The sequence below is a fragment of the Sphingomonas trueperi genome, from assembly GCF_011927635.1.
Classification (GTDB): domain Bacteria; phylum Pseudomonadota; class Alphaproteobacteria; order Sphingomonadales; family Sphingomonadaceae; genus Sphingomonas; species Sphingomonas trueperi.
In genome coordinates this window covers 1-22615 of sequence record NZ_JAATJB010000008.1, presented here as the reverse complement: position 1 = coordinate 22615, position 22615 = coordinate 1, and the positions used below count along the sequence as shown (strand labels likewise).

General features: G+C 68.2%; 23 protein-coding genes and 1 tRNA gene. 16 read left to right on the top strand and 8 right to left on the bottom strand.

The window, feature by feature from the left end:
* Positions 1–852 (bottom strand): archaetidylserine decarboxylase, encoded by an 852-nt coding sequence (asd, locus tag GGR89_RS13370; protein WP_125977323.1) that lies wholly within the window; start codon positions 850–852, stop codon positions 1–3.
* A 138-nt stretch (positions 853–990) separates the two neighbouring features.
* Between asd and GGR89_RS13365 the strand changes: the two genes are divergently transcribed.
* From GGR89_RS13365 to GGR89_RS13350, 4 genes are all read left to right on the top strand, one after another.
* The gene (locus GGR89_RS13365; protein ID WP_125977324.1) at positions 991–3261 is read left to right on the top strand and encodes a S9 family peptidase; all 2271 of its coding nucleotides are present in this window, start codon (positions 991–993) and stop codon (positions 3259–3261) included.
* A 191-nt stretch (positions 3262–3452) separates the two neighbouring features.
* Positions 3453–4040, top strand: coding sequence for a pseudouridine synthase (locus GGR89_RS13360; RefSeq protein WP_125977325.1), 588 nt, complete (start codon positions 3453–3455; stop codon positions 4038–4040).
* A gap of 226 nt (positions 4041–4266) precedes the next feature.
* Positions 4267–5103, top strand: coding sequence for a 23S rRNA (adenine(2030)-N(6))-methyltransferase RlmJ (locus GGR89_RS13355; RefSeq protein ID WP_125977326.1), 837 nt, complete (start codon positions 4267–4269; stop codon positions 5101–5103).
* A 192-nt stretch (positions 5104–5295) separates the two neighbouring features.
* Positions 5296–5823, top strand: coding sequence for a P-loop NTPase family protein (locus GGR89_RS13350; RefSeq protein WP_125977327.1), 528 nt, complete (start codon positions 5296–5298; stop codon positions 5821–5823).
* A 37-nt stretch (positions 5824–5860) separates the two neighbouring features.
* Here GGR89_RS13350 and GGR89_RS13345 read toward each other — a convergent pair whose 3' ends face one another.
* The 7 genes from GGR89_RS13345 to GGR89_RS13315 form a co-directional block, all read right to left on the bottom strand.
* Positions 5861–6082: a hypothetical protein gene (locus tag GGR89_RS13345; RefSeq protein WP_164521765.1), complete on the bottom strand. Its 222-nt coding sequence runs from the start codon at positions 6080–6082 to the stop codon at positions 5861–5863.
* A gap of 89 nt (positions 6083–6171) precedes the next feature.
* A complete protein-coding gene (locus GGR89_RS13340) occupies positions 6172–6789 on the bottom strand; it encodes a response regulator transcription factor (protein ID WP_125977329.1) in 618 nt (205 codons plus the stop codon).
* Positions 6786–8555 (bottom strand): PAS domain-containing sensor histidine kinase, encoded by a 1770-nt coding sequence (locus GGR89_RS13335; protein WP_125977330.1) that lies wholly within the window; start codon positions 8553–8555, stop codon positions 6786–6788. The genes GGR89_RS13340 and GGR89_RS13335 overlap by 4 nt, the downstream gene beginning before the upstream one ends.
* Positions 8552–8914, bottom strand: coding sequence for a response regulator (locus GGR89_RS13330; RefSeq protein WP_125977331.1), 363 nt, complete (start codon positions 8912–8914; stop codon positions 8552–8554). Before GGR89_RS13330 ends, GGR89_RS13335 begins: the two co-directional genes overlap by 4 nt.
* 60 nt (positions 8915–8974) lie before the next feature.
* On the bottom strand, positions 8975–9715 hold the full coding sequence (locus tag GGR89_RS13325; RefSeq protein WP_241213430.1) for a sulfite oxidase-like oxidoreductase: 741 nt from the start codon (positions 9713–9715) through the stop codon (positions 8975–8977).
* A gap of 15 nt (positions 9716–9730) precedes the next feature.
* Positions 9731–11107, bottom strand: a complete 1377-nt coding sequence (locus tag GGR89_RS13320; RefSeq protein WP_125977332.1) for an FAD-containing oxidoreductase — start codon at positions 11105–11107, stop codon at positions 9731–9733.
* Positions 11104–11565: a DUF4126 domain-containing protein gene (locus GGR89_RS13315; RefSeq protein ID WP_164542707.1), complete on the bottom strand. Its 462-nt coding sequence runs from the start codon at positions 11563–11565 to the stop codon at positions 11104–11106. Before GGR89_RS13315 ends, GGR89_RS13320 begins: the two co-directional genes overlap by 4 nt.
* A gap of 164 nt (positions 11566–11729) precedes the next feature.
* Between GGR89_RS13315 and GGR89_RS13310 the strand changes: the two genes are divergently transcribed.
* From GGR89_RS13310 to GGR89_RS13255, 12 genes are all read left to right on the top strand, one after another.
* Entirely contained in the window at positions 11730–12842 is a 1113-nt protein-coding gene (locus GGR89_RS13310; RefSeq protein ID WP_125977333.1) for an S-(hydroxymethyl)glutathione dehydrogenase/class III alcohol dehydrogenase, read from the top strand.
* A 17-nt stretch (positions 12843–12859) separates the two neighbouring features.
* A complete protein-coding gene (locus GGR89_RS13305) occupies positions 12860–13243 on the top strand; it encodes a VOC family protein (RefSeq protein ID WP_125977334.1) in 384 nt (127 codons plus the stop codon).
* 10 nt (positions 13244–13253) lie between these two features.
* Positions 13254–14108 (top strand): formyltetrahydrofolate deformylase, encoded by an 855-nt coding sequence (purU, locus tag GGR89_RS13300; RefSeq protein ID WP_125977335.1) that lies wholly within the window; start codon positions 13254–13256, stop codon positions 14106–14108.
* On the top strand, positions 14105–14947 hold the full coding sequence (gene fghA / locus GGR89_RS13295; RefSeq protein WP_125977336.1) for an S-formylglutathione hydrolase: 843 nt from the start codon (positions 14105–14107) through the stop codon (positions 14945–14947). The genes purU and fghA overlap by 4 nt, the downstream gene beginning before the upstream one ends.
* A gap of 63 nt (positions 14948–15010) precedes the next feature.
* On the top strand, positions 15011–15931 hold the full coding sequence (locus GGR89_RS13290; RefSeq protein ID WP_167712970.1) for a TraB/GumN family protein: 921 nt from the start codon (positions 15011–15013) through the stop codon (positions 15929–15931).
* A 68-nt stretch (positions 15932–15999) separates the two neighbouring features.
* Complete coding sequence (locus GGR89_RS13285; protein WP_125977338.1) at positions 16000–16485, top strand: DUF1440 domain-containing protein; 486 nt, start codon at positions 16000–16002, stop codon at positions 16483–16485.
* A 262-nt stretch (positions 16486–16747) separates the two neighbouring features.
* Positions 16748–18937 carry a sodium-translocating pyrophosphatase gene (locus GGR89_RS13280; protein ID WP_125977340.1) on the top strand — a complete coding sequence of 730 codons (2190 nt, stop codon included), beginning with the start codon at positions 16748–16750 and terminating at the stop codon, positions 18935–18937.
* Between the two features lie 318 nt (positions 18938–19255).
* Positions 19256–19474, top strand: coding sequence for a translation initiation factor IF-1 (gene infA, locus GGR89_RS13275; protein WP_003049127.1), 219 nt, complete (start codon positions 19256–19258; stop codon positions 19472–19474).
* Positions 19475–19487: 13 nt separating this feature from the next.
* Entirely contained in the window at positions 19488–20057 is a 570-nt protein-coding gene (locus GGR89_RS13270; RefSeq protein WP_125977341.1) for a Maf family protein, read from the top strand.
* On the top strand, positions 20050–21000 hold the full coding sequence (locus GGR89_RS13265) for a ribonuclease E/G (RefSeq protein WP_125977342.1): 951 nt from the start codon (positions 20050–20052) through the stop codon (positions 20998–21000). The genes GGR89_RS13270 and GGR89_RS13265 overlap by 8 nt, the downstream gene beginning before the upstream one ends.
* Before the next feature lie 5 nt (positions 21001–21005).
* Positions 21006–21188 (top strand): DNA gyrase inhibitor YacG, encoded by a 183-nt coding sequence (locus GGR89_RS13260; protein ID WP_125977343.1) that lies wholly within the window; start codon positions 21006–21008, stop codon positions 21186–21188.
* A gap of 31 nt (positions 21189–21219) precedes the next feature.
* Positions 21220–21295 (top strand) — tRNA-Phe (locus GGR89_RS13255).
* Positions 21296–22615 lie beyond the last annotated feature (1320 nt).

The window sequence follows — 22615 nt, the reverse complement described above, 5'->3', positions numbered from 1 at the left end:
TCAGGCCGGGCGATCGCCCATGCGCTCGCCGAGCCGTACCGGGCGTTCCGGGCTCCAGCTTTCCTCGAAGGTGATCGTGCCCGGGCGGAACAGCATCACCACGGTCGAGCCGAGCAGGAAACGGCCCATCTCCGCGCCTTGCGCCAGCACGATGTCCTGACCCTCATAGCGCCATGCGCTGGGCTTGCCGGTTCGCCTGGCGTTGACGACGCCGTGCCACACCGTCGCCATGCTGCCGACGATCGTCGCGCCCACCAGCACCATCGCGAAGGTCCCGTGCTCCGGGCTTTCGAACACGCACACCACCCGCTCGTTGCGCGCGAACAGGTCCGGCACCCCGCGCGCGGTCACCGGGTTGACCGAGAACAGGCTGCCCGGCACGTGGATCATCCGGGTCAGCCGGCCGGCGCACGGCATGTGGATCCGGTGATAGTCGCGCGGCGAGAGATAGAGGTTGGCGAAGCTGCCGTGCCGGAACCCGGCCGCCAGCCCGGCATCGCCGCCGAGCAGCGCGGTGGTGGTGAAGCGGTGCCCCTTGGCCTGGACGATGTGATGATCGTCGATCGCCCCCAGCTGGCTGATCGCGCCGTCCACCGGGCTGACGAAATCGGCGTTTGCGATCGGACGGGCGCCGGCGCGCAGCGGCCGCGTGAAGAAGTCGTTGAAGCTCGCATAGCCGGCGACCTCCGGTTCGGCAGCCTCGGCCATGTCCACGCCATAGCGTGCGACGAACCGGCGGATCAGCCAGCGGGTCGCGGCCCCGCCCCGCGCCCGGGCGACGCGCCCGGCCAGAAGAGTCAGCCGCTGCTTCGGCAGCGCATGTTGCAACAGGACGGCAAGGCGTTCGGACATCGGGGACTTTCGAGCTTCGAAGCGTCGCTGTAGCAGCCGATCGCCTCGCATGGCGAGCGGCCGGCCCATAGAAAACCGTATACGATTCCTTCCGCCACCGTTACGGTAGAGGCTTCTTGGATTCGAACGGACCGATCGATGCGCGCCTCCCTGCTGCTTGCCGCCCTGCTTGCGACCACGCCGCTGATCGCCCAGGCCCCGGCCATTGCCCAGCAGGCGGGCGAAGCCGCGCCCGCCCCCGTCAAGCTCACCGTGGACTCGATCTTCGGCCGCGGCGCGGTGCGCAGCGAAGGGCTGCGCGACAGCCGGTGGGGCGAGGATGGCGAGAGCTATCTCGCGCTGGAAGACGCGCCCAAGGGCGGCCAGGACATCGTCCGCTACCGCATCCAGGACGGCGCGCGCACCGTCGTCGTCCCCGCGAGCGCGCTGGTCCCCCAGGGCGCGGACAAGCCGCTGGCGATCGACGGCTATAGCTGGTCGCCCGATCACCGGCTGCTGCTGATCCAGACCAACAGCCGCCCCTTCCGGCGCACCAACGCGCTTGCCGACCACTGGCTCTACGACACCGCTACCCGGGCGCTGCGCAAGATCGGCGGCGATGCGGCGGCCTCCAGCGTGCTCTATGCCAGCTTCTCGCCCGACAGCCGCCGGATCGCCTATGTCCATCGCAACAACCTCTATGTCGAGCCGGTCGAGGGCGGCGCGCCCGTCCAGCTGACCCGCGACGGCGACGACTATGTCGTCAACGGCCTCGCCGACTGGGTGTATGAGGAGGAATTCTCGCTCCACCGCGCCTTTGCGTGGAGCCCGGATTCGAAGCGCATCGCCTTCTGGCGCTTCGACACGCGCGGCGTCGGCACCTTCTTCATGATCAAGAACACCGCCGGCCAATATTCGCAGCCGATCCCGCTGCAGTATCCCAAGGCGGGCACGACCAACTCGGCGGTGACCGTCGGCACGGTCGATGTCGCCGACGGCCGCACCAGCTGGTTCGAGCTGGAGGGCGATCCGCGCCAGAATTACGTGCCGCAGCTGAGCTGGGCGGGCGGCGCCGACGCAGTGTTCCTCCAGCAGTCAAACCGGCTGCAGAACACCTACAAGGTGCTGCTCGGCGATCCCGCGACCGGCGCGGTGAAGCCAATCATGGTCGAGCACGATGCCGCCTGGGTGGAGGCCAATGCCGCCCCCGAATGGCTGAAGGGCGGCCGCAGCTTCACCTGGCTGTCCGAGCGGGACGGCTGGCGGCACCTCTACACGATCGACCGCGCCACCGGCCGCGCCACCCTGCGCACGCCGGGCAGGTTCGACGTGATCGACCTGCTCCGGGTCGACGAGAAGGCGGGCTATGCCTGGTTCATCGCCTCGCCGGACAATCCGACCCAGCGCTATCTCTACCGCACCACCCTGTCGGGCGCACCCAAGGTGGAGCGGCTGACCCCGGCCGGCCAGCCGGGCACGCACAGCTACGACATCGCACCGGGCGCGCACTGGGCGCTGCACACGGTGTCGCGCTTCGATGCCCCGCCGGTCACCGACATGCTGGACCTGACCAGGCAGACGCCGCTGCGCACGCTGGTGACCAACAAGCCGCTCGCCAGGCGCATTGCCGATACGGGCCTCGCCCCCACCGAGTTCTTTCGCGTCGACATCGGCGGCGGCACGCAGCTCGACGGCTGGCTGATCAAGCCCGCCGGTTTCGATCCCGCGAAGCGCTATCCCATCCTGTTCTACGTCTATGGCGAGCCCTGGGGCCAGACGGTTGCAGACCATTGGCAGGGATCGCAGGGGCTGTGGCACCGGATGCTCGCGCAATCGGGCTATCTGATCGCCAGCATCGACCCGCGCGGCACCGCCAGCCCGCGGGGCCGCGACTGGCGCAAGAGCATCTACCGCCAGGTCGGCATCCAGGCCTCCGCCGACTATGCCGCCGCGGTGCGCAAGCTGCTGGCGGACCGTCCCTATATCGATCCGGCGCGGATCGGCATCTGGGGCTGGAGCGGCGGCGGCGCGATGACGCAGAACGCATTGTTCCGCTATCCCGAGCTGTACAAGACCGGAATCGCGATCGCCGGGCCCACCGACATGCGGCTGTACGATACCGTGTACCAGGAGCGCTACATGGGCCTGCCCGAGGATAACGCGGACGGCTACAGAAACGGCTCGCCGATCACCTTCGCCGACCGGCTGCAGGGCAATCTGCTGCTGATCCACGGCACCGGCGACGACAATGTCCATTATCAGAACCAGGAGCAGCTGGCGGATCGCCTGATCCGGGCCAACCGCCAGTTCACGATGATGGCCTATCCGGATCGCACTCACGGCATCTACGAGGGCGAGAATACCACCATCCACCTCTACACGCTGATGACGCGCTACCTCGAGACCAACCTGCCGCCCGGCGGACGCTGATCCGGCTGCGGGCACCAACCGCCGCTCTGCACGAAGGCGGGCAAATCAGGGGCTTGGCAGCCACGCCACCGGGTGGGGCGACCCCCATCCGCGCCACGCCGCCGTCCCCTCCCGCCGAAAGCGATCCGCGGGCAGGTTGCGGCTGCCATGCGCCAGGCGACACGGCCGCTACCGGGCGCTATGAGCGCAGGATGCCCCGGCTGCTATTGTTCAACAAACCGTTCGGCGTCCTGTCGCAATTCACCGACCGCGGATCGCCGACGCTTCGGTCGACATTGTCCGATTTCATCGCGGTAAAGGGCGTCTATCCCGCGGGTCGGCTCGACCGGGACTCCGAGGGCCTGCTGCTGTTGTGCGACGATGGGCAACTGCAGGCACGCATCGCCGATCCCCGCTTCAAGATGCCCAAGACCTACCTCGTGCAGGTCGAAGGGGATCCGCAGGCACCGGCGCTGGAATGCTTGCAGCAGGGCGTCCGGCTCAAGGACGGCATGACCCTGCCGGCCGAGATCGCCCGGATCGACCCGCCGGACCTGTGGCTGCGCGACCCGCCGATCCGCCAGCGCAAGTCGGTCCCCGACAGCTGGCTGAAAATCACCATCCGCGAAGGGCGCAACCGCCAGGTGCGTCGAATGACCGCGGCGGTGGGCCTGCCCACCCTGCGGCTGGTCCGCTGGTCGATCGGCGACTGGTCTGTCGCCGGGATTGCGCCGGGGCAGTTCGAGGAGGTCTCCACCGCAGTCGCGGGCGCGGGCAGCCGCGGCACGCGGGAGTTGTGACGCAGCCTGGCCGACACGGGTGAGCCGGCAGGCGGGGTCGCAAACCATCGCCATCCCCGCTGCCGGTTGCCGTGAACCGCGAAAGCTGGTTTGAGGTATCGCGCAGAGGGACGCGAGGTCGCCGGCCCGGCGTACCCGCGCTGCGCATCGGTGCTTCCATCGCCCCTCGACGGGCTGCTCGCCCACTAGCGCGTACAAGGGCAAATCGGCAGGGTTCTGGGTCTCAATGAATTATCGCCACTCCTTCCATGCCGGCAACAGTGCCGATGTCGTGAAGCACAGCCTGCTGATCGCCCTTGTCCGGGCGCTGCAGCAAAAGCAGGGTGCGTTGACCCTGATCGACACCCATGCCGGCTGCGGGCTCTACGACCTCGGCGGCGAACAGGCCCAACGCACCGGCGAGGCCGCCCAGGGCGTGCACCGCGCCTTTGCCGACGCGAACCCCTTGCTCGACGACTATCGCGCCGCCGTACGGGCGGTGAATGTCGGGGCAGAGCCGCGCCTCTACCCCGGTTCGCCGCAGTTCCTCGCCCAGTTGCTGCGCGCGCAGGACCTGCTGATCCTGAATGAAAAGCATCCCGAGGACGCCATCGCCCTGCGCGGCGCGATGCGCGGGTCGCCTGCCGCCGTGCATGAACGCGACGCCTACGAGCTGTGGCTCGCATTGCTTCCGACCCGAACGGCGCGCGGCGTGGTGGTGGTCGATCCGCCGTACGAGCAGACGGACGAGCGCGAGCGCATCACCGCCACCCTCGCCGCGGCGCATCGCAAATGGGCGCACGGCGTGACGGTGATCTGGTATCCGCTGAAAGACCGCGCGACGCACCAGCGCTGGAAGACCAAGTTGCGTGCGCTCGGCATCCCGAAGTTCCTGTCGGTGGAGCATTGGCTGTATGATGCCGACCAGCCCGGCATCTACAACGGCGCGGGCCTTTTCATCGTCAATCCGCCCTACGCCTTCACCCAGACGCTGTCGCCGCTGCTGGAGGCCCTTCGCGCCGCACTGGCGCCGGACGGGCATCGGGGCGAGATCACTGCGGACTGGCTGGGGAATGCAGCATGAGCGCCGGTCCGGATCCCGTCGAGCAGGCCCGTTGATGCCCCCTGCATCGGCCGCCCCGGCGACCGGGAACTGACTCTCCGCACCCGCGACGTGGAGAGGTGCTCAGGCGGAAAATGCCGTAAACGGGCGTCGCGCTGCGGGATCGACAGACGGAGCGCCGAACATGCCATCGACAGCACAGGACCCTCCGCGATGACGCTCGATCAACTCGGCCCGCGCCTCTGCATCTTGGGGCCGTCGAACAGCGGGAAGTCCACGCTGGCCGTCGCCATCGCTAGCGCGCGCGGGCTGGCGCCGATCCATCTCGATCAGCTCCACCATCGTCCCCACACGGATTGGGTTCCCCGCCCCGCCGACGACTTCGCCGCCCTGCACGACGCGGCGATTCGGGGCGACAGCTGGGTGATCGAGGGCAATTATACCAGGCTGCTGCCGCAACGCCTGGCGCGGGCGACCGGCGTGCTGCTGCTCGACGTGCCGACCTCGGTCAGCCTCTATCGGTATGTCCGGCGCTGCTGGTTCGAGCGCGAGCGGCACGGCGCGCTCGCCGGCGGGCGGGACAGCGTGAAATGGGCGATGCTCCACCACATCCTCGTCGCCACCCGCGCCAATCGGGCGCGCTATCGACGGATGTTCGAAGACATCGCCTTGCCCAAGGCCATGCTGGCCTCGCCCCGGGCGATCACCGACTTCTACCGACGAAACGATCTGCGCCGGTAAGCGCGCGCCCTGAACGATGGCCCTTCGCCAATCCTCTTCACGCGAACAGCGACAGCGTCCCGCTCTCCAGCGCTTCGGGGATGGTCAGCCGATCGCCGTGGCTGACATCGTGGGTGGTGGGCTGCGGCACCAGGTTCCACGGCGTCACCACCGCGTCGCACCAGGCGGTGAACAGACCCGACGACCAGGACCGCAGGCTCTCTTCCACTTCCGGCAGCACCGCTGCCATGGCGTTCGGTTCGCAGTGCATCGTCATCATTCCGCTCCTCAGCGTGCGTGATTCCGTGTTCTTCCCGAGTCCCTCGACCCTAACACGACCGCGCCAAAGATGCACGACTGTGCAATCGTTTAACCTGCGCCCATGCCCGCCGCGAAGGCGATTCTGAGCGCTTCGGACAGGCTCTTCGCGCCCAGCTTCGCCATCACGTTTGCGCGGTGCACTTCCACGGTGCGCGCCGAGATGCCGAGATCATAGGCGATGGTCTTGTTCGGATAGCCCTGCGCCAGCCCCTCCAGCACCTCGCGCTCGCGCACGGTCAGCGCACCAAGCAGCGTTTCGGCATCCGCCGCGCGCGCCTTGACGTCCTCGGCGGCTTCCAGCCGCTCGAAGCCGCGGTTGATCGCATCGATCAGCGCGCGGCTCTCCATCGGCTTTTCGAGGAAATCGACCGCCCCCGCCTTCATCGCCTTCACCGCCAGCGAGACGTCGCCATGGCCCGTGAGCACGATCACCGGCAGCGCGATGCCGCGCGCGTGGAGTTCCTGCTGCACCTCCAGCCCGTCCATCTCGGGCATGCGCACGTCGAGCAGCACGCAGCCGGGCTCGACATGGCGCGCCTCCTTGAGGAACGCGACGCCCGAGGGCCAGGTCTGCACCGCGAAGCCCGAGGTCTTGAGCATGAAGCTGGCGGAGCGGCGGACGCCATCCTCGTCGTCGACGATATGGACGAGGCGCTTGTCGGTCACGGAAGATTCCCTTCTTCTACATGGACGAGGGTGAAGTGGAAGCAGCTGCCGCCGCCCTCGCGCGGCTCCAGCCAGATGCGGCCGCCATTGGCCTCGACGATGGTGCGGCAGATCGAGAGGCCGAGGCCCATGCCGTCCACCTTGGTGCTGTGAAAGGCGCGGAACAGGTCCTCGGCGACTTCGGCGGCGACCCCGGGCCCGGTATCCGCCACCGTCACCCGCACGAATCCTGGCATCTCCAACCGGCTGGAGATGGTCAGCCGCCGCTCGGATACTTCCGCCATCGCCTCGATCGCGTTGCGCATCAGGTTGATCAGCACCTGCTGGATCTGGATGCGGTCGACCAGCACCGGCCCGGCGGCGGGATCGAACAGGAACTCCGCGACGACGCCCTTCTCGCGCGCGCCGATCAGCGCCAGCTTGCAGGCCTCGTCGACCAGATCGGGGATGTGCTCGACGCTCTTCTCCACCTCGCCGCGCGCAACGAATTCGCGCAGTCGCCGGACGATCGTACCGGCCCGCAGCGCCTCCTGCGCGGTATCGTCGAGCGCCTCGCGGATCATCGGCAGGTCTTGCGCGTCGCCCGCGTCGAGCAGGTTCAATACGCCGCGCACATAGTTCACCACCGCGGTGATCGGCTGGTTGAGCTCGTGCGCCAGCGTCGACGCCATGGTGCCCATCGCGCTCACCCGCGCGGCGTGGATCAGGCCGGAACGCAGTTCCTCGATCCGCTGCTCGGCGCGCTGCTTGTCGCTCAAATCGCGGATGAAGCCGGTGAAGACCCGCTCGCCCTCGGTCATCGCCTCGCCGACCGACAGCTCGATCGGGAAGGTCGATCCGTCGCGCCGCCGACCGGTGACGGTGCGGCCGGTGCCGATGATCCGGCGCTCGCCGGTTTCCAGATAGCGGCGGATATAGCCGTCGTGCCGCGCCCCGTCCCCTACCGGCATCAGCAGGCTGACGTTGGCGCCGACCACCTCGTCCTCGGCATAGCCGAACATCCGCTCGGCGGCGGCGCTGAACGAGACGATGTTGCCGCGCTCGTCGATGATCACCATCGCGTCGAGCACCGTCGCCAGGATCGAGCGGAGATGGTTGGCGGCGGCGGTGGCCTGGCGCTCGCTGGCGCGCTGCTCGGTGATGTCGCGGATCACCTTGCCGAAGCCGCGCAACCGCCCGTCGGGGCCGCGCAGCGGGGTGATCAGCACCTGGGCGAGGAACTCGCTGCCGTCCTTGCGCAGGCGCCAGTCCTCTTCCTCCAGCTTCCCGTCGCGCAGCGCCGCGTCGAGATCGGCGCGCGGCTTGCCCGCCGCCACCGCCGAGGCCGGATAGAACAGGCCCATATCGCGGCCGAGCACCTCGTCCTCGCGCCAGCCCTTCAGCCGCTCCGCGCCCTCGTTCCAGAAGGAGACGCGCCCCCTGGGATCGACGGTGTAGATCGCATAGCCGACCGCGCCGTCGATCAGCAGGTTGAGCTCGGCGGCCAGTTCGTCGGCGCGATCGGCCCGCCTTCGGGCATCGGCCTCTTCGGCGCGCAGGCGGCGGCGCAGCGCGCGACTGTAGGAAGCGAGCAGCAGGATCGCCGCGGCCCAGGCGAGCAGCACGCCGACCAGCACATAGCGCTCGCCGCGCGAGACGAGCGGCGCCAGCGCCAGGCCGGAGACGAGCAGCAGCAGCGTCGCCATCGCCTCGGGGATGCGCCGCCGCAGCCGGTCGCCCAGCGTCACCGGCGCCGGCATGTCGAACTGCGGCAGCGGGAAGTTCATCGCGCGAGGGCGCCGAGCAGCTCGAGTCGGCCGACCGGCTTCTTCACCACATGCGCGAACCCGGCGGCACGGGCTTCGTCATCGAGCTCGGCGTGGCTATGGCCGATCAGGATCGCCCGCCCCTTCCAGCCGCGCAGGGCCAGCTGCCGGAGCAGGTGGATGGCATCGCCGTCGGACAGCTCGCGCGCGATCAGCAGCGTGCGGATCTGGTCGAGCGTCGCTTCCGCCATCGCCGCGGCGGCGGAAGCGAAGGCGCGCACCTCCATCCCGCAGCCTTGGAGCAGCAATTGCAGCGCGCGGCGCGACTCGTCCTGCGAATCGACCAGCAGCACGCGCTCGCGCGGGGCGCGGCTCGGCATGGGGACGCCTTCCTTCATGCGCGCACCTCGCGCGGTACAAGGAGGGAAGAAGGGCAGACGCTAGAACGCATGCCGCCAAAATATGTGGCCCGCATCTGCAGCGTCATGCGGATAGCTACGTATTGGCGCTCGGGTGTTTGTTGGTCGCCTTCCGGCTCGGTGCGAATAGCGTTCCTCGGCCCAGGGATCGCCGCGCAGGTGATAGCCGTTCACTTCCCAGAAGCCCGGCCGGTCGCGCCCGATCACCTCGATGCGCGCGATCCACTTGGCGCTCTTCCAGAAATAGAGATGCGGCACCACCAGCCGCGCCGGGCCGCCATGGTCGCGGTGAAGCGGCTTGCCCTCCCAGCGATGTGCGATCAACGCGTCGGGCGCGGCGAAATCGGCAAGCAGCAGGTTTGTGGTATAGCCGTCATAGCCGTGGAGCATCACCGCCTCGGCCTCGTCGCGCGGCTCGACCATGGCGAGCAGCCGCTGGGTGGCGACGCCCGCCCAGCGATTGTCGTAGCGCGACCAGCTGGTGACGCAGTGGATGTCACTCACCCGCTCGTCGGTGGCCAGCGCCTCGAAGGCGGGCCAGTCGAGCGTCAGCGGCCGGGCGACCATGCCGTCGATGGTGAGCCGCCAGCGCTCGGGCCGCACCTCGGGCTGGCGGCCGAGATCGAGCACCGGCCAGTTGGTGACGAGATGCTGGCCGGGCGGCAGCCGCTCGGCTTCGGGCCGCGACGTGCGGCCGGTGAGGAACTTGCCCGCCTCGGCCCAGGCGCGCTTCGAGCGGGTGAGCTTGCTGTCCTCGTCCATCGGGCGCTTCCCTTGTCAGGCCGGCTTCCGCTCGCCGGCGATGGTGGGCAATAGCTCGGACACGGTCGGATGGATATGCACCGCGTGCGCCAGGTCGGTGGCCGTCCCCTGCTTCACCATCAGGTCGAGCACACCGTGGATCGCCTCGTCGCCGCTGGTGCCGAGGATCGCGCCGCCGAGGATTCGCCCGCTGTCCGCATCGGTGACGAGCTTCATGAAACCGAGCGATTCGGCCTTCTCCACCGCGCGGCCCACCCGGGTCATCGGCCGCTTGCCGACCTCGATGCGGTGGCCGGACTTCTTCGCTTCCGCCTCGCCCATGCCGACGCGGCCGAGCGGCGGATCGATGTAGAGCGCATAGGCCGGGATGCGGTCGGTCACCTTGCGGTCGGCACCGTCGAGCAGGTTTTCGGCGACGATCTCGAAATCGTTATAGGCCGTGTGGGTGAAGGCGCCGCGGCCGTTGCAGTCGCCCATCGCCCAGATGTGCGCGACATTGGTGCGCAGCCGGTCATCGACCTGGACATAGCCGCGCGTATCCGTTGCCACGCCCGCCGCATCGAGCCCGAGATCATCGGTATTGGGGGTCCGGCCGACCGCCAACAGCACATGGCTGCCGAGCACTTCGGGGCTGCCCTCGTGGCAGTCGACGCCGACCAGGACGTCCTGGCCCTGCGCCGCGAAGCGGATACACTCCGCCCCGGTGCGGATCGCGATGCCTTCGGCTTCCAGGATGTCGCGCACCGCGTCGGAGATTTCGGGATCCTCGCGGCCGATCAGCCTGGGGCCCTTCTCGACGATGGTGACCTCGGCGCCGAAGCGGCGGAACATCTGGCCGAACTCGAGCCCGATATAGCTGCCGCCGACCACCACCAGGTGCCGCGGCACCGCATCGAGCTTGAGGATCGTGCTGTTGGTGAGGAACGGCACCTCCTCCACCCCCGGCATGTCGGGCACCAGCGCGCGGCCGCCGACGTTGAGGAAGATGCGGTTCGCCTCCAGCACCTCGTCGCCCACCCGCACCCGATGCGGCGCTTCGAACGTCGCATGGCCGAAGAACAGGGTGCAATGCGCCATCCCGTCGATCCAGCTTCGCAGCGACGCGCGCGAGTCGGCGGAGATCTTGTCGGCCCGAGCGCGGACCTTCGCGAAGTCGATGCCCACCTCTCCGCCGATCGTCACGCCGAAGTCCGCGGCCCGCCGCGCCATGTGCGCGGCATAGGCGCTGGCCACCAGCGTCTTGGTGGGCTTGCAGCCGGTGTTGACGCAGGTGCCGCCAAGCAGGTGCCGCTCGACCAGGGCCACGGACATGCCCGCATCGCTCAGCCGGCCGGCGAGCGGCGTCCCCGCCTGTCCCGCGCCGATGACGATCGCGTCGAACCTGCGGCTCACAGCGATGCCACGGCGAACGCGCCGATACCGATCGCCGTCAGATCTTCGATCAGCGCGGCCGGCAGATCGGTACCGAACGCCCGGGATAGCGCCATCCGCGCCGCATGGCCGCCGAAGGTGCCGATCACCGCGCCCGCCACGCCGGCGGCGAGGCACAGGGGGAGCGAACTCGCCGCCAGCCCGATCGCCGCACCGCACAGCGCGCCCGACAGCAGCCGACCGATGAAGCCCGGCGGCGCCTTTCGGCTTGGCGTGGTCGGCAGCTTGTCCGCGATGTATTCACCGATTGCGAGCAGCGTGAAGATCCACGGGGTCCCCCACCAGCCCAGCCAACCGAGCCAGGTCCCGCCGAGCGGCAGCCAGCCGGCATAGGCAGCCCAGGATATCGCCATCGGCGCAGTCATCGACCGCATGCCGGCAGTGACTCCAATCAGCAGCGCAAGAACGAGGGGCGGCATCGGCAGGTCTCCCATAAGCAGGCGGATGGAACGCCTTTCCGCGCATCCGCGCAACTGCACTTCCGTATGCCCCCGCCGCCAACGAAACGAGCCGCGACGGGTTGCAAGCGGCCACCGATTGACCGATCAGGCGCCCCAACCAAGCCCTACAGGAGAACCCGGCCATGAAGACCCGTGCCGCCGTCGCCTTCGAAGCGAAGAAGCCGCTGGAGATCGTCGAACTCGATCTGGAAGGCCCCAAGGCGGGCGAAGTGCTGGTCGAGATCATGGCCACCGGCCTGTGCCACACCGATGCCTACACGCTGGACGGCCTCGATTCGGAAGGCCTGTTCCCCTCGGTGCTCGGCCATGAAGGCGCCGGCATCGTCCGCGAGGTGGGCGCCGGCGTCGCCAGCGTGAAGCCCGGCGATCACGTGATCCCGCTCTACACGCCCGAATGCCGCCAGTGTAAGTCGTGCCTCTCGGGCAAGACCAACCTGTGCACCGCGATCCGCGCCACCCAGGGCAAGGGGCTGATGCCCGACGGCACCACCCGCTTCAGCTACAAGGGCCAGCCGATCTTCCATTACATGGGCTGCTCGACCTTCTCGAACTTCACCGTGCTGCCCGAGATCGCCGTGGCGAAGATCCGCGAGGACGCGCCCTTCCAGACCAGCTGCTATATCGGCTGCGGCGTCACCACCGGCGTCGGCGCGGTGGTCAACACCGCCAAGGTGCAGGTGGGCGAGACGGTCGTAGTGTTCGGCCTGGGCGGGATCGGCCTCAACGTGATCCAGGGTGCCCGGCTGGCGGGTGCGGGCCAGATCATCGGCATCGACGTCAACCCGGACCGCGAGGCATGGGGCCGCAAGTTCGGCATGACCCATTTCCTCAACACGCGTGGCATGTCGCGCGAGCAGATCGTCGCCAAGGTGGTCGAGCTGACCGACGGCGGCGCCGACTATAGCTTCGACGCGACCGGCAACACCGAGGTGATGCGCACCGCGCTCGAATGCTGCCATCGCGGCTGGGGCGAATCTATCATCATCGGCGTCGCCGAGGCGGGCAAGGAGATCAGCACCCGCCCGTTCCAGCTGGTCACCGGCCGCGTCTGGAAGGGCACCGCGTTCGGCGGCGCCAAGGGCCGGACCGACGTGCCGAAGATCGTCGACTGGTACATGAACGGCAAGATCGCCATCGACCCGATGATCACCCATGTCCTGACGCTGGAAGAGATCAACAAGGGCTTCGACCTGATGCATGCGGGCGAGAGCATCCGCAGCGTCGTCGTCTACTGAGAAAAGGAGAGGAAACGATGTTCAGTCACGTGATGCTCGGCGCCAATGATATCGAGGCGTCCAAGGCCTTCTATGACGCGGCGCTGGGTGCGCTGGGGATCGGCCCCGGCCGCATGGATCCCAAGGGCCGCGTCATCTACCTGCACGATGGCGGCCTGTTCATGCTGACCAAGCCGATCGACGGCGAGCCGGCCTGCCATGCCAATGGCGGCACGCTGGGATTCCGGGCCGCGACCACCGAAGCGGCCGACGCCTGGCATGCCGCCGGCGCGGCGCATGGCGGCACCCCGATCGAAAGCGCGCCGGGCTGGCGCGAAGGCAGCTTCGGCAAGATCTATCTCGCCTATCTGCGCGATCCCGCCGGCAACAAGATCTGCGCCCTGCATCGCCCGGCAGCCTGAAGCGGCGGGCATGTCGACCTGGATCCTCACGCTCACTTGCACCGATCGCGTCGGCATCGTCGCCGGCGTGACCGGCTTCCTGGCCGAGCGCGACGGGTTCATCCTCGACAGCCAGCAATATGCCGATCTCGAGACGGGGCGCTTCTTCCTGCGCCTCGTCTTCCAGGCTGGCGGCCCGCGCTTCCCCGACGGCGAGACCCTGCGGACCGCGTTCGCGCCGATCGCCGCACAGCTGGCGCTCGACTGGTCGCTGACGCCCGGCGACGCCCGGCCGCGCATGGTGGTGGCGGTATCGAAGGGCTCGCACTGCCTCGCCGACCTGCTCCACCGCCGCGCGAGCAACGCGCTGGCTGCCGAGATCGTCGCGGTCGTCTCCAACCATGATGCGTTGCGCGGGCTCGCCGAATGGCACGGCGTGCCGTTCCACCATCTTCCCGTCAGCGAGGCCAACCGGCCCGAGCAGGAAGCCGCCATCCTCGCGCTGATGGCCGAGGCGCGCGCCGACTATCTGGTGCTCGCCCGCTACATGCAGGTGCTGTCGCCCGCGCTCACCGCGGCGCTGGCCGGCCGCTGCATCAACATCCATCACAGCTTCCTGCCCGGCTTCAAGGGCGCCCAGCCCTATCACCGCGCCCATGCGCGCGGCGTGAAACTGATCGGCGCCACCGCGCATTTCGTCACCTCGGACCTCGACGAAGGACCGATCCTCGAACAGGCGGTCGAGCGCGTCGATCACCGCGCGACGGTGGACGACCTGATCCGCATCGGCCGCGACATCGAAGCCCAGGTCCTCGCCCGCGCCGTGCATGCGGTGGGCGAGCACCGGGTATTCCTCAACCAGGGCAAGACGGTGGTGTTTCAATGAGCTTCGAGACGGTTTCCACGAACAAGGCGTTCGGCGGCGTGCAGGGCGTGTACCGCCATGCCTCGTCCGCTACGGGCACGCCGATGACCTTCTCGGTCTATGTGCCGCCGCATGAAGACGGCGCGAAGCTGCCGGTGCTCTGGTATCTCTCGGGCCTTACCTGTACCCACGCCAACGTGACGGAGAAGGGCGAGTATCGCCGCGCCTGCGCCGAAGCTGGGGTAATCTTCGTGGCACCCGACACAAGCCCGCGCGGCGAGGGCGTGATCGACGTACCCGACTATGATTTCGGCCAGGGCGCCGGCTTCTATGTCGATGCGACCCAGGCGCCGTGGTCCGAACATTTCCACATGCGTAGCTATCTCGAGGACGAGTTGCCCGCGCTGCTCGCGGCCGAGTTCCCGATGGCCGACATGGGCCGCCAGGGCATCACCGGCCATTCGATGGGCGGGCACGGCGCGCTCACCATCGGACTGCGCAATCCCGAGCGCTTCCGCAGCGTCTCGGCCTTCGCGCCGATCGTGGCACCCGCGCAGGTGCCGTGGGGACAAAAGGCGCTGGGCGGCTATCTTGGCGACGATCCCGCGGCATGGCGCACCCATGACGCCGTCGCGCTGATCGAGGACGGCGCGCGCCTGCCCGAGCTGCTGGTCGACCAGGGCGATGCCGACAACTTCCTCGCCGAACAGCTCCGCCCGCAGCTTTTGGCCGATGCCTGCGCCGCCGCCGGCATTCCGCTCACGCTGCGGCTCCAGCCCGGCTATGACCACAGCTATTATTTCGTCTCCACCTTCCTCGCCGAGCATGTCGCCTGGCATGCCGCGCGACTGAAAGCGTGATATAAGACCAGCACACCGCCGCGGCACGATGCTGCGCCGGTTCATTCGGGGGAGTTTTCCGGCGTGAAGTTGAAGTCGCTGTTCGCCGTCGCCGCCGCGCCGCTCGCGCTGCTGTTCAGCCCGCTGGCCTTCGGCCAGGCGGCGCCGGGCGCCGCCCCAGCCGCGCAGACCCGCCCGGCCGATCCGGCGCTCTGGGTAGTCAAGGATGCCGACACCACCATCTATCTGTTCGGCACCGTTCATGTGCTCAAGCCCGGGCTCAGCTGGTTCGATTCGGCGGTGAAGACGGCGTTCGACAAGAGCGACACGCTGGTGCTCGAGCTGGTCGAGCCCGATCCCGCGACGATGCAGGGGCTGCTCGCCGGAATGGCGCTGGCCCCGCCGGGTTCGAAGCCGATCGCCGACCAGCTCCCCCCCGACAAGCGCGACGCCTATCTGAAGGCGATGGGCGATATCGGCGTGCCGCCGGCGGCGTTCGACATGCTCCAGCCCTGGGTGGCGGGCATCACGCTCAGCGTCGCCGGGCTGCCCAAGCTCGGCTATGATCCGGCGAGCGGCGCGGAGAAGGTGCTGACCGCAGCGGCGAAGGAAAGCGGCAAGCCGGTGATCGGGCTCGAGACCGCCGAACAGCAGCTCGGCTATTTCGCGACGATGCCCGCTGCGTTGCAGCTCGCCTTCCTCACCTCTGCGGTGGACGACTATCCCCGGCTCGGCACCGAGCTGGGCAAGATGATCGATCAATGGGCCGCCGGCGATCCCGAGGCGCTGGGGGCGACGATGAACGAAGGCATGCGCGACACCCCCGAGCTCGCGCGGATCCTGCTGACCGAGCGCAATGCGCGCTGGGCGAAATGGATCGAGACACGGCTCAAAACGCCCGGAACGGTGTTCTTGGCGGTAGGTGCCGGCCATCTCGCCGGCAACGACAGTGTCCAGGCGTTCCTCGCCAGGGATCGGGTGACGGCGGAGCGCATCCGCTACTGACGATTCCGGCGGGGTGCGTTTCCCCTTCCGGTGCGGCCGCGTGTCGCATCCCTTTCGGAGCAATTCGCATGGCATCGAATCCCCGTCCCCTGATCGGCCTGCTCGCGGGCGTCGCCGCCGGCTTGGTCGCCTCGGCCGCCATGGCCGCGTTCCAGAACCAGGCGAGCAAGCTGATCCCCAAGGAGGACCAGAGCGACGGCGATCCGGCGACGGTGAAGGCCGCCGACGTGGTGGTCGAGGCGACCACCGGCGACAAGGTGCCCGAGAAGTATCGCGAGGCCTCGGGCCAGGCGGTGCACTATATCGTCGGCGGCGTGCTGGGCGGCATCTACGGGCTGATCACCGAGTATCGCCCGGAAGCCGCCTCGGGCTTCGGCGGCGCATACGGGGTGGTCACCTCGGCGCTGCTCGACGAGGGCGCGGTGCCGGCGCTGGGTCTCGGCAGCGGGCCGAGCGAGACGCCGGCCTCGATCCATGCGTTCGGCGCGGCGTCGCACCTGGTCTACGGCGTGGTGCTGGAAGGCGTGCGGCGGATCATCGCCGGCGCGCGGTAAGCGCCTCTTCCCCACGAGCCCTCATCCCCGCGCAGGCGGGGATCCATTGGGGTCGCCCGATCGGCTCTTGCCGCGAGCGCACAGGCGAATGGATCCCCCCCTCCGCGGGGATGACGGGGAGTAGGAGGTGGCCGCAGTCCTGGCCTTCGCCCCCAACCGCCTTGCGCGAACCCCTTATTGCTATACCCTCCCGGGTCGCGGACGAGACTGGACACACCCGGCGTGCGCCGCGACCCGCAATTGCAGGGGAGGATGTCACTCTATGACGATCGTCTATTTCGCCATCGTTTGCGGCCTGATCGCCGTGGCCTATGGCTTCATCACCAGCCAGCAGGTGCTGCGCGCACCCGCCGGCAACGCCAAGATGCAGGATATCGCCGCCGCGATCCAGGAAGGCGCCAAGGCCTATCTGATGCGGCAATATACCGCCATCGCCGTGGTCGGCGTCGTGGTAGGTGTCGTGCTGCTCCTCACGCTGGGGATCATCCCCACCGTCGGTTTCCTGATCGGCGCGATCCTGTCCGGCGTGGCCGGCTTCGTCGGCATGAACATCTCGGTGCGCGCCAACGTCCGCACCGCCGAGGCGGCACGCGGCAGCCTGCAGGGCGGGCTCACCCTCGCCTTCCGCTCGGGCGCGATCACCGGCATGCTGGTGGCGGGCCTCGGCCTGCTCTCGATCGCGGTGCTGTTCTGGTATCTGGTCGAGGTGGCGCATCATGCACCGGGCGATCGCATCGTCGTGCTCACCCTTTCCACGCTCGCCTTCGGCGCCTCGCTGATCTCGATCTTCGCGCGGCTGGGCGGCGGTATCTTCACCAAGGCCGCGGACGTCGGCGCCGATCTCGTCGGCAAGGTCGAAGCGGGCATCCCGGAGGACGACCCCCGCAACCCCGCCGTGATCGCCGATAACGTGGGCGACAATGTCGGCGACTGCGCCGGCATGGCCGCCGATCTGTTCGAGACCTATGTCGTCACGCTCGGCCTCACCATGGTCACCATCGCGCTGCTGCTGCGCGGCGTAGACGCGGCGCTGCTCACCCGGCTGATGGCGCTACCGCTGCTGGTCGGCGGCGTATGTATCATAACCTCAATTGTCGGCACGTACATGGTGCGGCTAGGTGCCAACCAGTCGATCATGGGGGCGCTCTACAAGGGTTTCTGGACCACCGTTATCCTCGCGGTGCCGGCGATCTACGGCGTCACCCACTATGTCCTGGGCGGCCGGATGCAGGACTCGATCGCCTCGCTGGGCGAACCTTCGGCACTGCTCGACGGCAGCACACTCTCTGCCGATGCCGTGGCCGCCGCGGCGGCGATGCCGACCGTCACCGGCATGGGGCTGTTCTGGTGCATGATGATCGGCCTGGTCGTCACCGGGCTGCTGGTGTGGATCACCGAATATTACACCGGCACCAATTTCCGCCCGGTGAAATCCATCGCCAAGGCCTCGGTGACCGGCCATGGCACCAACGTCATCCAGGGCCTCGCGATCAGCCTCGAATCGACCGCGCTGCCGACGCTGGTGATCGTCGTCGCGGTGATCGCGACCTATCAGATCGCGGGCATCCTCGGCGTGGCCTTCGCCGCGACGTCGCTGCTCGCGCTGGCGGGCATGGTGGTCGCGCTCGACGCCTATGGTCCGGTGACCGACAATGCCGGCGGCATCGCCGAGATGGCAGGCCTCGACGAAGAGGTTCGCCACAAGACCGACGCGCTCGATGCGGTGGGCAACACCACCAAGGCGGTGACCAAGGGCTATGCGATCGGCTCGGCGGCGCTCGCGGCACTGGTGCTGTTCGGCGCCTACACGACGGATCTCGACCATTATCGCGACGCGCTGGGGCTGACCGGGCCGGTCAACTTCTCGCTGTCCAACCCGTACATCATCGTCGGCCTGCTGCTCGGCGCGCTGCTCCCCTATCTGTTCGGCGCGTTCGGCATGACCGCGGTCGGCCGCGCGGCGGGATCGGTGGTGGAGGATGTCCGCGCACAGTTCCGCGACAATCCGGGCATCATGGCGGGCACCAGCCGTCCCAACTATGCCCGCACGGTGGACATCGTCACCAAGGCGGCGATCCGCGAGATGATCATCCCCTCGCTGCTGCCGGTGCTGAGCCCGATCCTCGTCTATTTCCTGATCGCCGCGGTGGCGGGCAAGGAACAGGGCTTCGCCACGGTGGGCGCGATGCTGCTCGGCGTGATCGTCTCGGGCCTGTTCGTCGCCATCTCGATGACCAGCGGCGGTGGTGCCTGGGACAATGCGAAAAAATACATCGAGGACGGCAATTACGGCGGCAAGGGCAGCGACGCCCACAAGGCCGCAGTGACCGGCGATACGGTGGGCGATCCGTACAAGGATACGGCAGGCCCCGCGGTGAACCCGATGATCAAGATCACCAACATCGTGGCGCTGCTGCTGCTGGCGGCGCTGGCCGGCGGCGGGACGCACTGAGAGCACAAATCCTCCCTCAGCTTGCTGGGGGAGGGGGACCATTGGCGCAGCCAATGGTGGAGGGGCCGCGCCGCCAGGCGCGGGGTACCGAGCGGTGAGGCACCCGCCGCTATCGCGGCGGCCCCTCTACCCCCGCCTTCGGCGGCGGTCCCCCTCCCCTGCTGGGCAGGGGAGGAGCTTCCCGCATCTTGCCTTCCCGCCCGATCTCCCCACATCTCACACAAAGACGCGCGCCTATCCCGCGCCGCCTTCCCTTTTTCCTTCCAGCGCTGTAAGGGCGACGCACTTTTACGCGCGCTAATCCCTGAGAGGCATTTTTTGGCCAAAGAAGAACTGCTTGAAATGCGTGGACAGGTTGTGGAGCTTCTCCCCAACGCCATGTTCCGCGTCCGGCTCGAGAACGACCATGAGATTCTCGGCCACACCGCCGGCAAGATGCGCAAGAATCGCATCCGCGTGCTGGTGGGCGACGAGGTGCTCGTCGAGCTGACGCCCTACGACCTGACCAAGGGCCGCATCACCTATCGCTTCAAGTAAGCAGGCGCGGCCCATGCGGCTCGTGCTCGCTTCCACTTCGCCGCGACGGCTCGATCTGCTCACCCGGATCGGCGCCGTGCCCGATCGCGTTGCCGCCCCGGACGTGGACGAGGATGTCCGCCCCGGCGAGCTGCCGCGACCCTATGTGCTGCGCGTCGCCACCGCCAAGGCGCATGCGGTGACGCGTGCCGACGACGAGATCGTCCTCGCCGGCGACACCAGCATCGCCGTCGGCCGCCGCATCCTCGGCAAACCCGAAGACGAGGCCGATCTGCGCCGCATGCTCGCGCTGCTCTCCGGCCGCCGCCACCATTGCCTCTCTGCGATCTGCGTGATCGGCCCGGACGGCAAGGCCCGCACGCGCGTTGCCGACACCGTGGTCGCGTTCAAGCGCCTGAGCGATGCCGATATCGACTGGTACGTCGCCAGCGGCGAAGGCATGGGCAAGGCGGGCGGCTATGCCATCCAGGGCAAGGCCGAGGCGTTCGTGCGCTTCCTCTCCGGCAGCCATTCGGGCGTGGTCGGCCTGCCGGTGTTCGAGGCCCGCGCGCTGCTGGCCGGCGCCGGCTACCCCCTTGGCTGAGTGGCTGTACGAGGCGGGGATCGGCGAGAACCGCGCCGCCCTCGTTTCGCGCGGGGTGATCTGGAAGGCAAGGATCGAACTGGCGGGCACCCGCCCCCAGGTCGGCGCGATCTGCGCGGCAAGGCTCGCCGACAAGTCCACCGGCAAGGTGACGCTCGACCAGGGCGGCGAGGCGCTGTGCGATCCGCTCCCCAAGGGCATCACGCAAGGCGCGCCGCTCAAGGTGAAGATCGTCCGCGAGGCGATCCCCGAACCCGGCCGCGCCAAGCTCCCCAAGGCCGTTCCCGTCCCCCCTGAAGCTCCCTTGGGCTACGGCCCGGATCTGCTCGCCCGAATCACCGCCAGCGACCATCCGGTGCGTATGCTCCGCCCCCACGAGGCGGATGCGCTGGAAGAGGCTGGCTGGTCGGAACTGCTCGACGAAGCCTATAGTGGCGAGATCGCCTTTCCCGGCGGCGCACTGCGCATGTCCCCGACCCCCGCCATGACCTTGTTCGACGTAGACGGCGCGGGCCCGCTCGAGCCGCTGTCGATCGCCGCTGCCCACGCCGTCGCCCGCGCGATTCTGCGGTTCGGCATCGGCGGCTCGATCGGCATCGACTTCCCCACGCTGAGCAGCAAGGCCGCGCGCAACGCCGTTGCCGAGGCGATCGACGCCGCCCTGCCCCAGCCCTTCGAGCGCACCGCGGTGAACGGCTTCGGCTTCCTCCAGATCGTCCGCCGCCGCACCCGCCCGTCGCTGCCCGAGCTGCTCCACGCCGATCCGGTCGGCGCCGCCACCCGCGCCGAGCTGCGCCGGCTGGAACGCCTTCCCCCGCCGGTGCCGGCCACCCATATGGTGGATGCCCGAATCGCCCGCCGCCTGGCGCGCGAGCCCGACTGGACCGAGACGCTGGCCCGCCGCATGGGCGGCACGGTCCAGTTCGTGACCCCCAAGGAGTGACCCGCATGCCCCGCGACGCCTGCCCGATCTGCGGCAAGCCCACCGCCAGCGACTTCAAGCCCTTCTGCAGCCGTGGCTGCAAGGATCGCGACCTGCTGCAATGGCTGGGCGAGGGCTACCGCGTGCCCGGCGAGCCGGCGCAAACAAATGTGCAATCGGGGCTGGACAGCCACGAATTCCCCGACTAACAGGCGCGCTCCCCGGCGGTTCCGCCGGTGTGCCCGGGTAGCTCAGTTGGTAGAGCATGCGACTGAAAATCGCAGTGTCGGCGGTTCGACTCCGTCCCCGGGCACCATTCACCTCTCCGCAGACATCCAGCATCGTCCTGTCGCTTCGCCCATAAGAGGTGAAGTTCGCTCTCATATGTGGTCACATTCTCGCGAGCCGCGGAAATCCGCCATTCTCCCGATGATTCGCGTAATGACGCCTTATGGGACAGGCAGGACGAACTTCGGCTGAGACAGCAGAAAGATCTGCAGAACGTCCGGTTCCCGGTTCCTGAGGTTCGTTCGCACCGGCCTGCCCCTCCGACAGCTGCTTTGTCCGCTACGATCGTGACGAGTCCCCTCGGTCGTTGGAGCGATCGGAAGCGGCAGTAGAGTACCTCGGTCATGTTCATGACGGGAGACTACCCTCGCAGGGATCGTTGCGCTCACTAGCGCAGATCGATCTTGGACGGAGCAGCGCATGGTCGCGCGTGAGGAACTTTATCGCCTCGTATGGGCAATGCCGATTACAAAAGCCTCGGAGCAACTCGGCATATCATACAGCAAGTTGGTACAGATCTGCGCCGCGCTGGGAGTCCCGAGGCCACCACAGGGCCACTGGGTGCGACTTGAGCTCGGCAAGGCGGACCCAGCACCGCCACTACCGCCACCAGCAGAAGGGCAGCTTGTGGCGTGGACCGACGAGGGTTCGGCCCTCCCCAAGGCACCGTCGCGACCACGAGCGCCTCGAAAAAAGGCGACCTCAGAGCATCGTGCGCCCCCAACCATGCATCCCCTCGTTCGTGGCAGGAAGGCAGATTTCCTCAATACTCGCCCGACCAAGGATGACGGCTTCCTACGTCCGTTCAAGCGCGCTCTGCCCGACATTCAAGCGTCGTCCGACACGCTCGATCGCGCATTGCTGCTCGCGAATGCTCTGTACACTGCCTTCGAGGACGCCGGTCACCGCGTGACCCTCAGCGGTCTTAACTCAGCCGCTCGCCGCCTGCGTATCGACCCCCGAGAAGCCCCTATGAAGGGGGATAGGTACGACCCGTATCCGCAGCCATGGCGGCCCGATCGACTCACCCTCGTGGAAGCTGGTGCCGTCACCATCGGTCTGATTGTCCTCGAGATGACCGAGCGGGTGAAAATGCGCCACGTAAAGGACGGGTATGTCAGGGACAGTCCTGAGCTTGCCGCGCGCGTGGAGCGATCCCGCGCATACAGCTGGACTACGCTCAAGGACGTGCCCTCGGGTCGGTTTGAACCGCGCCGGGTTTGTCGGAGGCCCCAACTCCTGAGAGGAAGGGTCTATGACGAGCAAGACGACGAACAAGTTCTCGCCTGAGGTTCGCACGCGCGCGGTGCGGATGGTGCTGGAACACGAGAAGGATCACCCGTCGCGG

Excerpts from the sequence above, each read along its gene's own strand:
- asd (WP_125977323.1), bottom strand. The coding sequence starts at position 852 with ATGTCCGAACGCCTTGCCGTCCTGTTGCAACATGCGCTGCCGAAGCAG.
- GGR89_RS13365 (WP_125977324.1), top strand. The coding sequence starts at position 991 with ATGCGCGCCTCCCTGCTGCTTGCCGCCCTGCTTGCGACCACGCCGCTG.
- GGR89_RS13360 (WP_125977325.1), top strand. The coding sequence starts at position 3,453 with ATGCCCCGGCTGCTATTGTTCAACAAACCGTTCGGCGTCCTGTCGCAA.
- GGR89_RS13355 (WP_125977326.1), top strand. The coding sequence starts at position 4,267 with ATGAATTATCGCCACTCCTTCCATGCCGGCAACAGTGCCGATGTCGTG.
- GGR89_RS13350 (WP_125977327.1), top strand. The coding sequence starts at position 5,296 with ATGACGCTCGATCAACTCGGCCCGCGCCTCTGCATCTTGGGGCCGTCG.
- GGR89_RS13345 (WP_164521765.1), bottom strand. The coding sequence starts at position 6,082 with ATGATGACGATGCACTGCGAACCGAACGCCATGGCAGCGGTGCTGCCG.
- GGR89_RS13335 (WP_125977330.1), bottom strand. The coding sequence starts at position 8,555 with ATGAACTTCCCGCTGCCGCAGTTCGACATGCCGGCGCCGGTGACGCTG.
- GGR89_RS13330 (WP_125977331.1), bottom strand. The coding sequence starts at position 8,914 with ATGCCGAGCCGCGCCCCGCGCGAGCGCGTGCTGCTGGTCGATTCGCAG.
- GGR89_RS13325 (WP_241213430.1), bottom strand. The coding sequence starts at position 9,715 with ATGGACGAGGACAGCAAGCTCACCCGCTCGAAGCGCGCCTGGGCCGAG.
- GGR89_RS13315 (WP_164542707.1), bottom strand. The coding sequence starts at position 11,565 with ATGCCGCCCCTCGTTCTTGCGCTGCTGATTGGAGTCACTGCCGGCATG.
- GGR89_RS13310 (WP_125977333.1), top strand. The coding sequence starts at position 11,730 with ATGAAGACCCGTGCCGCCGTCGCCTTCGAAGCGAAGAAGCCGCTGGAG.
- GGR89_RS13305 (WP_125977334.1), top strand. The coding sequence starts at position 12,860 with ATGTTCAGTCACGTGATGCTCGGCGCCAATGATATCGAGGCGTCCAAG.
- purU (WP_125977335.1), top strand. The coding sequence starts at position 13,254 with ATGTCGACCTGGATCCTCACGCTCACTTGCACCGATCGCGTCGGCATC.
- fghA (WP_125977336.1), top strand. The coding sequence starts at position 14,105 with ATGAGCTTCGAGACGGTTTCCACGAACAAGGCGTTCGGCGGCGTGCAG.
- GGR89_RS13285 (WP_125977338.1), top strand. The coding sequence starts at position 16,000 with ATGGCATCGAATCCCCGTCCCCTGATCGGCCTGCTCGCGGGCGTCGCC.
- GGR89_RS13280 (WP_125977340.1), top strand. The coding sequence starts at position 16,748 with ATGACGATCGTCTATTTCGCCATCGTTTGCGGCCTGATCGCCGTGGCC.
- GGR89_RS13270 (WP_125977341.1), top strand. The coding sequence starts at position 19,488 with ATGCGGCTCGTGCTCGCTTCCACTTCGCCGCGACGGCTCGATCTGCTC.
- GGR89_RS13260 (WP_125977343.1), top strand. The coding sequence starts at position 21,006 with ATGCCCCGCGACGCCTGCCCGATCTGCGGCAAGCCCACCGCCAGCGAC.